Origin of the sequence: Porcibacter vitabionis, from assembly GCF_046263795.1 — a bacterium.
Lineage (GTDB): Bacteria > Bacillota > Clostridia > Lachnospirales > Lachnospiraceae > Lachnocurva.
The window spans coordinates 131,263-143,866 of the sequence record NZ_JBJYZD010000004.1 but is presented as its reverse complement, the minus strand read 5'-3'; the positions used below and the strand labels follow the sequence as shown (position 1 = coordinate 143,866).

Sequence of the window (12,604 nt, the reverse complement as noted above, 5' to 3'; positions counted from 1 at the left end):
TGTCTTACTCCCAGGTCTTTACCATACTATCATCAAAACAGCTGTCACAGCCTCTGTGACAGGCCGGCCCGTCCTTTTCCACCAGAACCAGGATGGCATCCCGGTCACAGTCCGCTTCCATGCGGACGATATGCTGGTAGTTTCCGGAAGTTTCTCCCTTCAGCCAGAGCTCTTGCCGGGATCTTGACCAGAAGCAGGTCAGACCGCGTTTTAAAGTGATCTCCAGAGATTCCCGGTTCATATAGGCCAGGGTCAGGACCCGCTTGGTATGCACATCCTGAACAATGCAGGGAACCAGGCCCTTGTCATCAAATTTTACTTTATTTATATCAAATGCTTCTGTTGCCATTGGTCTGCCTTTTCCTATTATGACTTTTATCAGATAAATTTAGAGTGGAATGATACATCCTTATGAGGATCTGTGCTTAGAAAAATAAATCATTCCCTGTTTCTACTTCTGGTGAATTCAAAGCGGCTCTGTTCAAATTCTGACCGGAATGCCTTCTTCCTTAAGCTTGGCTTTGAGATCCGGAATGGTCACTTCACCGAAGTGGAAGATACTTGCAGCAAGTCCTGCCGAGATGGTCGGAATCTCATGGAATAGATCAATGAAATCCTGAATAGAACCTGCGCCGCCGGATGCGATGACCGGAACCTTGACAATCTCATTGACGGCCTTTAGCATTTCGATATCAAATCCCTGTTTCACACCGTCGGTATCAATCGAATTCAAAACAACTTCTCCGGCGCCGTTTTCGACTCCCTGCCGGATCCATTCCAGGGCATCCATACCGGTGTCGATTCGGCCGCCGTTCTGGAAGACATGGAAGCTTCCATTCACCCTCTTTGCATCCACGGAGAGGACCACGCATTGATTCCCGTATTTCTGCGCTGCTTCCGGGATCAGATCCGGATTCTGAATGGCTCCGGAATTGACGGATACTTTATCTGCTCCACATTTTAAGACCCGGTCAAAATCATCGAGTGTGCGGATTCCGCCTCCGACAGTCAGGGGAATGAAGATCTGGGATGCCACTTGTGTCAGGATCTCGGTGAAGAGATTTCTGCCCTCGGCAGAGGCTGTGATATCATAGAAAACAAGCTCATCAGCTCCATGGTCGGAATAATATTTACCGAGGTCTACCGGGCTGGAGACATCCCGCAGACCTGTAAAGTTTACGCCCTTTACAACACGGCCGTCACGGACATCGAGACAGGGAATAATTCTTTTCGTTATCATTCGCTTTCCTCCTCGCTATAAACCAGCTTCAAGGCTTCTTTCACATCTACGGCACCGGTATACATGGCTTTTCCGAGAATGGCTCCATAGATACCGAGTTTTTTCAGAGCTTTTATTTCCTCCAGACTGGATATGCCGCCGGATGCTGTGATCTTAAGCTTTTTTGTGCCTGAAAGTTTCTGATAGAGGGGAAGATTGGTGCCCTGCATGGCACCGTCTTTGGAAATATCTGTGACGATGGCGCATCTTACGCCGATTTCTTCCAGATGACGGAGAAAGTCGATCATGTCGACATCCAGTACTTCAAGCCAGCCCTTGACTGCCACTTTTCCGTTTTTTGCATCCACGCCGACGGCGATTTGATCACCGAAACGTGCCAGAGCTTCCTGAAGGAAAGCTTCATCGGTAACGGCCTTGGTGCCCAGAATGACCCGGCTGACTCCGGCATGGAGATACTTTTCAATGGTTTCAAAGGATCGGATGCCACCGCCGATCTCGCATTTCAGACCGGTTTCTTTACAGATGGATTCGACGACCGGGAAATTCGGTGTACTGCCGTCCCGAGCCCCCTCGAGATCCACCAGGTGAAGCCAGCGGGCGCCGGCTTTTTCCAGATTCTTGGCATTGGCCAGGGGATCATCGGAATAGACGGTCATTTTCTGGTAGTCGCCGTGCAAGAGGCGGACAACTTTTTTGTCATATAGATCAATGGCAGGGAATAAGTCCATATTTTTTACTCCATAGCGGGATACTGCGAAGCGAGGAAACCACGCCTAATCATTTCATATCATTACTTTATTACATAGCACAGAATTACATAACACAGAATTACATGGCACAGAATTACATAGCACAGAAATTCTGTAAGATCTTCAAGCCGACAGGGCCGCTTTTCTCCGGATGGAACTGGGTACCGCAGACATTGCCATGCTGGACGGCAGCGGTCAAGGGGCAGCCATATTCCGCCTGGGCAATCAGGTCTTTTTCACAATCGAAAGCGGCGTAGGAATGGACGAAATAGACAAAAGAGCCTTCCGGAATGCCCTGAAAAAGAGGGGAGGGATTCCGATAGATCAGGCGGTTCCAACCCATATGGGGGATGTCGAGATCCTTTGGGATGACATCTTCGATGCCCCTTACCTCGCCATGGATCAGTCCAAGGCCCTGATGGAGACCATATTCTGTAGACTGGTCGAAGAGGAGCTGCATACCGAGACAGATGCCGAGGATAGGCTTTTTCGCCCTGGCTTCTTCCCGGATCCTTTCAAAGAGACCGACCTTATGAAGCTTTTTGGCGGCATCTTCAAAAGCGCCGACACCGGGCAGGATGATATGGTCGGATGCCTGTATTTCTGCCGGATCCCTGGTAACAATCACTTTCTGACCAATCGCCTTCAGGGAAGACTGGAGAGAGAAAATATTGCCGGATCCGTAGTCGATGATTGCTATCATGGCTTATACCTCGTCTTTCTGCTATGTATCCATTCGATGAGCATCTCGCATCGGTCTATCTTTCCGCACGGAAAAATGGATCATCCATCTTCAAAGAAAGGGTTCTTAACAGGTGGTTTTAGTCCCGGTCTTCCTTGCCAAAACGGATATCTACGGCTCTGGCATGTCCGGTCAGACCCTCCCTCCGGGCGAAAAGAGAGACCTTATCGCAGTCTTTTTCTAGTGCTTCTCTGGTATAGTAGCTGTACTGCATCTTCTTTACGAAATCATCCACAGACAGAGGGCTGTAGAAACGGGCTGTTCCGGAGGTCGGCAGGGTGTGGTTGGGGCCTGCGAAGTAGTCGCCTAAGGGCTCTGGATTGTAGCGGCCCAGGAAGAGCGATCCGGCATTTTTGATCTGTCCGAGATAGTCGAAAGGCTGGTCAAGGGCCAGTTCCAGGTGCTCCGGGGCGATCCGGTTGGCAGCGGCGATTCCTTCTGTGATATCGTGGGCTACGATGATTTTGCCATGATTGTCTATGGAGGCACGGGCGATTTCTTCCCGCTTCAATTTCTTCAATTGAGCTTCGATCTCTGTCTGGACCGCCTTCGCTTCTTCGATGGAAATGGTTACCAGAACAGCGGAGGCATTCTTGTCATGCTCGGCCTGGGAAAGGAGATCGGCGGCCAGATAGCGGGGATTGGACTTTCCATCGGAGAGAACCAGGATCTCGGAAGGCCCGGCGATCATATCGATGTTGACCTGGCCGAAGACCTGCTTCTTGGCTTCTGCAACGAAGGCATTTCCGGGGCCGACGATCTTATCGACGCGGGGGATGCTTTCGGTTCCGTAAGCCAGGGCTGCAATGGCCTGGGCTCCGCCGACCTTGTAGATCCGGCCGACGCCGGCGACCTTGGCGGCTGCCAGGATATAAGGATTGACCGAGCCTTCCTTGGAAGGCGGCGTTGTCATCACAATCTCGTGAACGCCTGCGATCTCCGCAGGAATGGCATCCATGAGAACGGTGGAAGGATAAGCTGCGGTGCCGCCCGGTACGTAAAGGCCGACCTTATCGAGCGGAATGATCCGCTGTCCTAAGACAACGCCTTCCCGGTCCGTCTGAATAAAGCTCTGTCTGACCTGATTCTTGTGGAAGGAACGGATGTGGTCGGCTGCCTCTTTCAGAACCTCCAGAAATTCAGACTCTACTTTCTTTAGAGCGGTCTCCATTTCCTCATCAGTGACAAGGAAATCATCCAGTTCTACGTGATCAAAGCGGGCGCTGTAGTCATGAAGGGCGGCATCGCCACGGCTTCTGACATCGGAGATGATGTCCCGGACGATTGCCTCGACCTCGGAGGTCGGTTCGCTCCGGGCGAAGATCTCTTCATCCTTGATTTTTCCCATTTCAAAAATTCGAATCATGTCGAGCCTCTTTTCTTTCTTTGGTGTAATGTAGACCGGCCCCGTCGCTTTTCAGACGGCCGGCCATTGGAATCATACTTAAGATCCCTGCTGCAGGTGCTTCCTTTCGGATCGAACCTTTCAAAGGCTTAGTGCTGCAAACTGATCGTTTCTACTTTCTGCCCGGAAAGGATCAGGTTCTTCAGGCCGTCCCGAACCGCCTGGATCTCGTCATGGCGGAACTGGAAACTGACCTTATTACTGATCAGCCGGGCACTGATGGGGATGATCTCCTGGAGGACCACGAGGTCATTTTCCCGGAGGGTGCTGCCGGTTTCTACGATATCGACGATGACATCGCTTAATCCCAGGATAGGAGCGATCTCGATGGATCCGTTCAGATGGATGATATCGATATCACGGCCGACGGATTCATAATATTCTCCGGCAATGTTCGGAAATTTTGTTGCGACACGAAGGGTCCGGTCTCTTGGATCGATAAAATCACGAGGACCGGCGACGCACATGCGGCACTTGCCGATTCCGAGATCCAAAAGTTCATAGACATTGGGCTGATATTCCAGGAGAATGTCCTTGCCACAGACTCCGATATCCGCAGCGCCGCGTTCCACATAAATCGATACGTCGGATGGTTTGACCCAGAAATAGCGGACTCCCTTTTCGGAATTCTCAAAGGTCAGTTTCCGGTTCTTTTCCAGAATGGCAGGGCAGTCGAAACCGGCAGCTGCCATCAGACTGTAGGTCCGGTCACCCAGACGCCCCTTGGGCAGTGCGATATTAATCATTGGATTTGATCTCCTTCTCTGCTTCCGTCGGATTCAGCACAGATCGTGCATTGACTTTCTGCTCCATGGTCTTCCTTTCATCTTCGCGGACCGTGCGGACCTTGTGCCCCCTGGCAATCAGGCCTTCCACGATGGAGGCAAGTTTTGCCGGATCTTCCTCCTCGGAATAGACCAATAGATCATCCACATCATAGGTTTTCGGCTTGGAAAGATAATTTTCCACCAGATCCAGATCCAGGGCGAAGCCGATGGCACCCTCTTTCTTTCCCATTTTCTCAGGCAGCCGGTCGTAACGGCCACCGGTCAGGATGGTGAAAGGAATCTCGGCAACAGCTCCCTGAAAGAGTATGCCATTATAGTAGTCCATAGAATTGACAAGAGAGAAATCCAGGTAAATAGAGTCCAGAACACCATAGGCATCGAGGACCCTGGCAAGGTCAGAGAGATTACGAACCATCTCCATGGAAGCGTTGGAAAAAGCATATTTCCGGATTTCTTCCACGCCTTCGCGGAAGGGGAGATAGAGGTCTATGAGATGGCGGATGCTGTCTGCACTGGCAAGGGTCAGGCGGCCATCCTTCACCATTTCATCGATTCCCGAGGTGTTCTTCATGGAAAACATGACAAGCAGTTCTTCCCGGGTGGAAGGGCTGATGCCGAAAACCTGAAAAAGTTCCCCGAGAAAAGCCGCATCCGAAAGGCGGATGATGTACTTTTTACTGATGAGTTGAATGGATTTTGCAGCCAGGGCGATGACTTCGGCTTCAGAGAAACGATCGATCTTCCCGATCCGTTCCACGCCGGCCTGGAGGATCTCCCGGTAGTGGTTTTCCTTGGGACGGTAGACGGTCTCATTATAATAGACCTTTTCCTCGCCGCCACTGTTGGACTTTACAATGCTTAAGGTGACATCGGGTTTTAGAGCGAGAAGGGATCCGTCCAGATCCGTAAAGGTGATGAGCTGGCTGGATTTCAAAAAGTCCCGGTTATCGGCATAGAGATCATAGGGTTCAAATTTGGAGATCTTGAATTTCCGGTAGCCGTAGGTCTCATATAAGGCATTTAATTTCTGTTCGATCATGCGGTTGGTCTTCTTTCAAAATTTTCGGATCGTGTTGGTGAACAAGACATAAGGAAGGCAGAGACAGCAGTTCGCTTTTGTCTGCCAGATCCCCTTTCTAAACAAGTTCCTGCGATTCTAAGGGGCCTTTTACAGGAGTCCCTTGGTGGAAGGAATGCGATCAGCCTGCTTTGGGTCGATGGAAACTGCAGCGCGAAGGGCATGTCCCAGTCCCTTGAAGGCAGCCTCAGCGATATGGTGGCTGTTTTCTCCGGTCAGTTTCCTGACATGAAGCGTGATTCCGGCATTGGCTGCCAGAGCCAGGAAAAATTCCTTCACCAGCTCCGTATCGAAGCTTCCGATTTTTTCGGAAGGGAAGGTCAGGTCGGTGAAGGCCTGGCCCCGGCCGGAAATATCGACCGCTACCAGAACAAGTGCTTCGTCCATGGGAAGCGCCAGCGAAGCGTAGCGGCAGATCCCACGCTTGTCTGTGAGCGCTTCGCGAAAGGCAGCGCCAAGAGTAATACCGATATCCTCTACGCTGTGGTGGTCGTCTACCCAGGTATCTCCCTTGCAGATCAGGGCCAGATCAAAGTTGGCATGGCGGGCAAAAAGGGTCAGCATATGGTCGAGAAAACCAACCCCGGTGTGGATATCGGACTGGCCGCTTCCATCCAGATTTAAGGTGAGCCGGATATCGGTTTCTGTTGTTGTGCGGCTGACTTCAGCAGCTCTCATGGCAGGCTCCTTTCTTGATCAGATCAGTGTTGTTTTTAGTAATAGTATAGCAAACAGCAGGGCTTTTATTCTATGAAATAGATGCGAAATAGATGCCAAAAACCTTTTGATATGGCAAGAGTTCACTCTATTTGATACCGGCTTTGTCCAAGAGGCTTTCGATCGTCCGGATCAAGGCCTCCATTTCTTCCATGGCTCCGATGGTGATCCGGTTATAGGAAGTGATCTTCGGATCGGTGAAATGACGAACCAGGATGCCATTTGCCTTCAAATCCTGATAGAGCTTTTCTCCGTTGTAAGCGGGATGACGGGCAAAGACAAAATTGGAGGAAGAAGGGATCACCTGGAAACCGAGTTTTTCCAGGGCGTCTTCCGTATAGGCACGATTGGCCTTGATTTCCCGGATCCTTGCCTGATAATAGGCAGGATCCTCGACGGCTGCAATGGCACAGGCCATGGAGATCCGGTTGACATTATAAGGATTCAGGGCAAATTTTATCGTTTCGAGATCCTGAATCAGGGCCTTTGGGCCGATGGCATAGCCGACACGGGCGCCTGCCAGAGACCTGGACTTACTGAAGGTCTGGATGACTAAAAGATTATCGAACTCCTTTGTCAGGGGAATGGCAGTCTGGCCGCCAAAGTCAATATAGGCCTCATCGATCATGACCACATGCCCGGGGTTGGATCGGGCAATCGACCGAATGTCATCAAGAGATAACAGGAGACCGGTTGGTGCATTGGGGTTAGCGATACAAACGGCCTGGTCTACATTTGTATAATCAGAAATATCGATGGTGAAGTCCTTTCGGAGGGCTTTCTCCTCATAGGGAAGATGGTTGGCCTCGACCAGGACTTTGTAGAAGCCGTAGGTGATGTCAGGGAAAAGGATACCATCCTGTCCGAAGGCCATGAAGGCGTAATTCAGGGCCTCATCCGATCCGTTGGAGACGAAGACATTCGAAGGATCCAGTCCATAGGCAATAGCCAGGGCAGCTTTCAATGGTTTTAGTTCAGGGTCTGAATAGAGGCGGAGGTTTTCAGCCTCCTTCTGATTCACAGCATCAATGACTCCAGGCGCTGGCGGGAAAGGAGACTCGTTGGTATTCAATTTGATATACTTCTTGTCCTGAGGCTGCTCTCCCGGTGTATAAGGGGTCAGATCCTGATAAAGACGGTTGAGAAATTTTGACATATCTGTATTTTTATCCCTTTATTCTAAAATCTCTTTTGCGTGTTAACTTGCTAAAGTTATAAACCAAATGGAAGCACAAATCAAGATTTAAGTTAGAAACAAGAGTCTTTCTTGGCATTCGGATGCGGTTTTGTGGTATTGTAAAGTAGACGAAAAAGCATGAAATGAGAAGGTGATACTATGCTGATCTGTAAAAATTGCGGAGCCAGACTCGCAGATCATTCGAAAATATGCTATGCCTGCAAAACCCCTGTGACGCCGGAGACCGTCATAAGGGAAGACCCTTTTGCAGAGGGAGAGCCGACTGCCGATGGAGAGCCGGCTGCCGTTGGAGAGAAGCAGGGCCCGCGTAATATCTGGGAAGAGCGTTATGGCAAGGATGCAGAAAATAAAAAAGACCCCATTGCCGATTATGACTGGCAGGATGAGGGAGACCTGCAGGATCTGTTAAAGCGCCTGGAGTCCGGCGAGGCAGGGCTTACGGACGAGGAACTTCTGATCGGGCCCGGTGCCTTCGGTTATGGAGAAAAGTTCAAGAAGATGCGGGAGAAAAACCGCCTTTTCGGATGGAACTGGGGCGCCTTTCTCCTGGGACCCATCTGGTTTGCCTATCGGAAAATGTATCCCATGTCGATTGTAACCATACTGATGGCCGGCTTTTTCGGCCTCATTTTCCGTTCTCAGCTGGCAATGATCATTTCGCTGATCCTGGATGTATCCATGGCACTCTTCGGAGATCGGATCTATCTCGAGCATATCAGTCGTCTTTTGAGTAAGGTAAAGAAACTGTCCAAGGATCAGAAACCGGCTTTTATCCGCCGCCATGGCGGAGTTGCCATTGTCCCGGTCATGATCTTGTTTCTGGTTTACTGGATCTTCAGTCTGGCCGTGATGCGGTGAGGCTTGTCATTTGAATAACAGGGAAGCTCAGACTGGAATAAAGTTGTAAGCAAGAGAATATCAGTCACAAGAGAATATCAGTCAACAGGTGATTTATGGAAGAAACGATTCAGGGTCTGACCTCAAGGGAGGCAGCCGAAGAAATCAGAAAAGGAAATCAGAATATTCAAAGTGATAAGACCCAGAAAACAGTCGGGGATATTATTCGTGAGAATGTACTTACTTATTTTAACCTGATCTTTCTGATTCTGACGATTCTTTTGATTGTCTCCGGGAATTTCCGGGGACTGACTTTTCTCCCGGTCATTATTGCCAATACTCTGATCGGCATTGCCCAGGAGATCTATGCGAAGAGTGTTTTGGATAAGCTGTCTATCATGAACACAATGGCTGCCCATGTCATGAGAGACGGGGAAGTCAGAGAAATTCCGATCGACAAGCTGGTTTTACATGATCTGGTTCTTCTGCAGAGTGGAGATCAGATCCCGGCCGATGCCAGAGTGGAGAAGGGGACGGTTTCTGTCAATGAAGCACTACTCACCGGTGAAGCAGATGAGATTGAGAAGAAACCGGGGATGAATCTCATGTCCGGATCCTTTGTCGTATCCGGCAGATGTTTTGCCAGACTGACAAAGGTCGGGGAAAATTCTTATCTGTCCAGACTGACCAGGGAAGCAAGGGAGATGTCAAACGGGGAGCAATCGGAGATGGTGCGGTCGATTGACCGTCTGGTCCGAGTCATGGGTGTCCTTTTGATTCCAATCGGCCTGATGTTATTTATCCAGGGCATGTTCTGGAGAGGCAGTTCTTTTCAGGCTTCGGTTTCTTCCATGGTAGCCGTTGTTCTCGGTATGATTCCCGAAGGACTCTACCTCCTGGTCAGTGTAACTCTTGCCATGAGTGCTGCAAGGCTTGCCCTGCAGAAGGTCATGCTGCATGATATGAAGAGTATTGAGAGCCTGGCCCGGGTCGATGTCCTCTGTGTAGATAAGACCGGAACCATTACAGATACCAAGATGCTGGTTGCAGACTGTGTTCTGCCCGGCGAGGAGGCTGACATTTTGAAACCGGATGCCGATGGGAATCCCGGAAAACCGCGGTCAGTGGAGGAAAAACTGAATTCGGAACTGGTTCTCCGCTTCGGCTCTTATCTCTCGGCTCAGACGGATGACAATATTTCCATGCAGGCCATCCGTTCTTATTTTCCTTCCAATCGAAATTTCCCGGCTAAGGAGGTCCTTCCCTTCAGCTCGCGGAATAAGTACTCCGGAGTGGCTTTTTCCGATGGGGTTTACCTTTTCGGGGCACCCGAGATCATTCTGGGTAAGAATTTTGAAAAGTACCGGCATCAGGTCGACAGCTATGCCGAAAAGGGCTACCGCGTGATGGTCTTTGCCCGCCTTGTCGGAGAAGGGAAAGACCAGCTGCCGAAAAAGGGGATGGGCCTTTCTGAGGCAGAGGCACTCTTTTTCACTCTTCTTCAGAATCCGGTCCGGGAGAATGCGCCCAGGACCTTCCGCTTCTTCCGAAAGCAGGGCGTCTCGATCCGGGTGATTTCCGGAGACAATCCTGTGACGGTATCGAATGTGGCCAGGCAGGCGGGCATTGAAAATGCAGACCGTTATGTCGATGCTTCCACTTTGAAAACAAGGGAGGAGATTCGAAGGGCCGTCCAGACGATGACGGTCTTCGGTCGGGTGACGCCGGAACAGAAACGCACGATCGTGCAGGAATTAAAGGCCCAGGGACATACGGTTGCCATGACGGGTGATGGTGTCAATGATATCCTTGCCATGAAGGACTCTGATTGTTCGATCGCAATGGCATCCGGTTCCGATGCAGCGGTGCAGTCGGCCCAGGTGGCCCTTCTGGATTCCGAGTTTTCCCATCTTCCGGAGATCGTCGGAGAGGGCAGGCGGATCATCAATAATATTGAGCGGTCGGCAACGCTTTTTCTGGTAAAGAATATTTTCTCGGTTCTTCTGGGTCTGTTTTCCATTTTCTCTATCATTCAGTATCCTCTGGAACCGAATCAGATCTCTCTGATTTCTGCTTTCAATATTGGAATACCGGCTTTCTTTCTCGCTATGGAGCCTAACCGCCAGAGGATCAAGGAGCACTTTATGCGGAGAGTCCTCATTCGGGCACTGCCGGCTGCATTGACGGACTTTCTGGCAATCGCCGCTATGGTCGTCTTTGCAGATACTTTTGGCGTGTCAGGGCGGGATGTCTCGGTGGCAGCAACCTTTCTCCTTGCGATCGTAGGTTTTATCATTCTGTTGAACATCAGCGCACCATGGAATGCTTACCGAATCGCGGTCATTACGGGCTGTATTGCCGGGCTGCTTTTTACAGGGATCTTCTTCAACGATCTCTTTGGAATCAGCTTTGTCTCGACCAAATGCGCCATGCTTTTTGTTCTCTTTGCTATTGCGACGGAACCCTGTATGCGCTATCTGACCAGGTTTGCAGACTGGGTGAACCGGAAGGTGGACGAGAGGGCCGGGCGAAAGAGGAGAGGAAGGTCTGTGAAAAGCAAAGGGAAGAATAGGAGCAGGGAAAATAAAAGACGAAAAAACCTATGAATGTAATCCATGCACAGGTGTGATATAATATTTCATTCCAAGGTCATCTGTATTACAGTAGGATATGTGCGATGTTGAGCAGTTTGTTGATGGCACTGAAGCAAAGACGCGTAAGCGTACTTTGGATACTGTGATCAGCATATTTCATTTGAAATCAGGAGGAAACCAAAATGGCACAGTCAATTGAATTCCGCTATGACACACAGCTTCTCTTAGAACCGGTAGATGATGAGGAACTGGATGTGGATGAGATCCATGATTATATTGCCGACCATTTCAAAGGGGATGAGCTTCTTTGCGTCGGAGATGAAGATTTGATCAAGCTGCATTTTCACACCAATGAACCTTGGAAGGTTCTGGAATATTGCGCTGGCAAGGGCGAGATCTATGACATTGTAGTTGAGGACATGGATCGGCAGACAAGAGGCCTGCAGGGATGATAAAGTCGCCACATCACAGACGTTTTCTTGCAGCCGGAATCTTTTTTTTGATTTCTACGGGCTTAGTCTGTCTGGTCCTAGCTTATGCATCTACTGCCTATTCTGCGGATGCCAGAGCTTTGCAGACCGAGAAGAGGCTGGAAGCTGATGGCCATCTGACCTGGGAAAACGGCTATGCAGTTCTAACCCCGGATGACTCGGATCAGCAGTCCGAAGGAATTATTTTCTATCCGGGCGGGCTGGTAGATGCCAGGGCATATCTGCCTCAGTTAGATGCTTTCCGAAAAAAAGGCTTTACCTGCGTTCTTCTTACGATGCCCTTCGACTTGGCGGTATTTGATATGAAGGCCGCGGACTATATTTATCCGAACCTTAAGAAACTTGATGTGAAAAACTGGTATCTGAGCGGGCATTCTCTGGGCGGTGTTGCAGCCGGTCAGACCTTCAGAAGTCAGAAGCATCCCTATGCGGGTTTGATTTTACTCGCTTCCTATGTGACCGATCCGAAGACAGATGCAGGGGATGTTCTGACCATTTACGGTAGTCAGGATCATGTCCTTCATAAGGAAAAGGTTTCTCTGAAAACGAGTCAGGTCGAGGTGCTGGATGGCGGAAATCACGGACAGTTCGGGGATTACGGTCACCAGGCCGGCGATGGGAATGCCAGGATTGATCACAAGACTCAGCAGAGTCGGACGGCTGAGGCTGTATGGGATTTTGTCTCCGGAGAGAGTCGGAAATAGTTCTTTTTTTCAGGCGGAGGGCCCGGCAGGGCTTCGAATCCGGCACATAATGAAATGAATC

The 12,604-nt window shown here is 50.2% G+C and carries 13 protein-coding genes; 4 read left to right on the top strand and 9 right to left on the bottom strand.

The window, feature by feature from the left end; translation table 11 throughout:
• Positions 1 to 4: 4 nt before the first annotated feature.
• The 9 genes from hisI to hisC form a co-directional block, all read right to left on the bottom strand.
• Entirely contained in the window at positions 5 to 349 is a 345-nt protein-coding gene (hisI, locus tag ACKX2L_RS04975) for a phosphoribosyl-AMP cyclohydrolase (protein WP_497550514.1), read from the bottom strand.
• A 132-nt stretch (positions 350 to 481) separates the two neighbouring features.
• Positions 482 to 1,240, bottom strand: coding sequence for an imidazole glycerol phosphate synthase subunit HisF (hisF, locus tag ACKX2L_RS04970; RefSeq protein ID WP_497550513.1), 759 nt, complete (start codon positions 1,238 to 1,240; stop codon positions 482 to 484).
• Entirely contained in the window at positions 1,237 to 1,968 is a 732-nt protein-coding gene (gene hisA / locus ACKX2L_RS04965) for a 1-(5-phosphoribosyl)-5-[(5-phosphoribosylamino)methylideneamino]imidazole-4-carboxamide isomerase (RefSeq protein WP_497550512.1), read from the bottom strand. The genes hisF and hisA overlap by 4 nt, the downstream gene beginning before the upstream one ends.
• 115 nt (positions 1,969 to 2,083) lie before the next feature.
• Entirely contained in the window at positions 2,084 to 2,692 is a 609-nt protein-coding gene (hisH, locus tag ACKX2L_RS04960) for an imidazole glycerol phosphate synthase subunit HisH (RefSeq protein ID WP_497550511.1), read from the bottom strand.
• A 118-nt stretch (positions 2,693 to 2,810) separates the two neighbouring features.
• Positions 2,811 to 4,097 (bottom strand): histidinol dehydrogenase, encoded by a 1,287-nt coding sequence (gene hisD, locus ACKX2L_RS04955; RefSeq protein ID WP_497550510.1) that lies wholly within the window; start codon positions 4,095 to 4,097, stop codon positions 2,811 to 2,813.
• 128 nt (positions 4,098 to 4,225) lie between these two features.
• Positions 4,226 to 4,882 (bottom strand): ATP phosphoribosyltransferase, encoded by a 657-nt coding sequence (hisG, locus tag ACKX2L_RS04950; RefSeq protein WP_497550509.1) that lies wholly within the window; start codon positions 4,880 to 4,882, stop codon positions 4,226 to 4,228.
• On the bottom strand, positions 4,875 to 5,963 hold the full coding sequence (locus ACKX2L_RS04945) for an ATP phosphoribosyltransferase regulatory subunit (RefSeq protein WP_497550508.1): 1,089 nt from the start codon (positions 5,961 to 5,963) through the stop codon (positions 4,875 to 4,877). The genes hisG and ACKX2L_RS04945 overlap by 8 nt, the downstream gene beginning before the upstream one ends.
• A 129-nt stretch (positions 5,964 to 6,092) precedes the next feature.
• On the bottom strand, positions 6,093 to 6,680 hold the full coding sequence (gene hisB, locus ACKX2L_RS04940) for an imidazoleglycerol-phosphate dehydratase HisB (protein WP_497550507.1): 588 nt from the start codon (positions 6,678 to 6,680) through the stop codon (positions 6,093 to 6,095).
• A gap of 127 nt (positions 6,681 to 6,807) precedes the next feature.
• Positions 6,808 to 7,875: a histidinol-phosphate transaminase gene (gene hisC / locus ACKX2L_RS04935; RefSeq protein WP_497550506.1), complete on the bottom strand. Its 1,068-nt coding sequence runs from the start codon at positions 7,873 to 7,875 to the stop codon at positions 6,808 to 6,810.
• 180 nt (positions 7,876 to 8,055) lie between these two features.
• Here hisC and ACKX2L_RS04930 point away from each other — a divergent pair, with 180 nt between their 5' ends.
• The 4 genes from ACKX2L_RS04930 to ACKX2L_RS04915 all read left to right on the top strand — a co-directional run bounded on the left by ACKX2L_RS04930 (position 8,056) and on the right by ACKX2L_RS04915 (position 12,543).
• A complete protein-coding gene (locus tag ACKX2L_RS04930; protein ID WP_497550505.1) occupies positions 8,056 to 8,775 on the top strand; it encodes a DUF2628 domain-containing protein in 720 nt (239 codons plus the stop codon).
• A gap of 95 nt (positions 8,776 to 8,870) precedes the next feature.
• Positions 8,871 to 11,360, top strand: coding sequence for a cation-translocating P-type ATPase (locus tag ACKX2L_RS04925; protein ID WP_497552753.1), 2,490 nt, complete (start codon positions 8,871 to 8,873; stop codon positions 11,358 to 11,360).
• Positions 11,361 to 11,530: 170 nt separating this feature from the next.
• Positions 11,531 to 11,800, top strand: a complete 270-nt coding sequence (locus ACKX2L_RS04920) for a fatty acid kinase subunit FakA-related protein (RefSeq protein ID WP_497552752.1) — start codon at positions 11,531 to 11,533, stop codon at positions 11,798 to 11,800.
• On the top strand, positions 11,797 to 12,543 hold the full coding sequence (locus ACKX2L_RS04915; protein ID WP_497550502.1) for an alpha/beta hydrolase: 747 nt from the start codon (positions 11,797 to 11,799) through the stop codon (positions 12,541 to 12,543). Before ACKX2L_RS04920 ends, ACKX2L_RS04915 begins: the two co-directional genes overlap by 4 nt.
• Positions 12,544 to 12,604: the final 61 nt, after the last annotated feature.